The organism is Streptomyces ipomoeae 91-03, assembly GCF_000317595.1.
Taxonomy (GTDB): Bacteria; Actinomycetota; Actinomycetes; order Streptomycetales; family Streptomycetaceae; genus Streptomyces; species Streptomyces ipomoeae.
This window is the reverse complement of the sequence record NZ_AEJC01000176.1, coordinates 1-744: the sequence shown is the minus strand read 5'-3', so window position 1 is coordinate 744 and position 744 is coordinate 1. Positions and strand designations below refer to the sequence as shown.

The following is a 744-nucleotide window of genomic DNA, read 5'->3' as shown; positions in this document are numbered from 1 at the left end:
GCCCTTTCGCACATCCCGGCCTTCCCCACGTCACTCGGAGGCCAGGCGGGTCATCACCGCCTCGAAGATCTCGGAGAAGTCCGAGTCGCGATGCAGGTCGGGCGACAGTGTGTTCATGTCGCGCAGGATGTCGGCCAGCCGCGGCAGATGGGCGCGGATTTCCGTGTAGAGGTCGATGTCCTCCCGGAAGCCCTGGAGATTGGCCGCCGAAACGGTCTTCAGCTCCTCGTCCAGCTCGCGTATCTGCTCCTCCCAGTACCGCACGTAGCGGATGCGGTCCTGCGGCCGGTAGATCCGGGCGTCGGGGAGCACCACGGGGAACACCCGGTCGGCGAACTCTCCGTGCTTCGCCGTCTCCAACAGCTCGAAGAGACAGTTCTGCGACTTCAGGTAGGCGTCGCTGATCACCAGGATCACGCACTTGCCCTGCCCGAGGCGGGCCATGAACTGCTTGATGGACGCCTTGTAGCCGATGTCCCGCCGGTCACGCACCACCGTGACGCCCCTGGCCTGGAAGGCGAGGTCCAGTTCGTCGGCGACGGCGTTGCTGGCCTCGCTCCAGGAGTACGACAGGTAGACCTCTGTGTCGGGTTCGGCCGACGACGGCGGCAGCGCCCCCGCGCGCTCACCCATGTGTGTTCCCCACTTCCTCTGCAACGCCGCCCGCAGCGGCTGGAACGCCGGATGGTTGAACGGGATGGCGTACAGCGTCAGTACCAGGTCGAACAGGGCGACGGCATAACG

At 66.0% G+C, this 744-nt stretch carries 1 protein-coding gene; it reads right to left on the bottom strand.

Annotation, left to right across the window (positions count from 1 at the left end):
- Nucleotides 1–30 precede the first annotated feature (30 nt).
- Nucleotides 31–744: toll/interleukin-1 receptor domain-containing protein (locus STRIP9103_RS11535; protein WP_100243896.1), on the bottom strand; the 714-nt coding region annotated here is incomplete at its 5' end.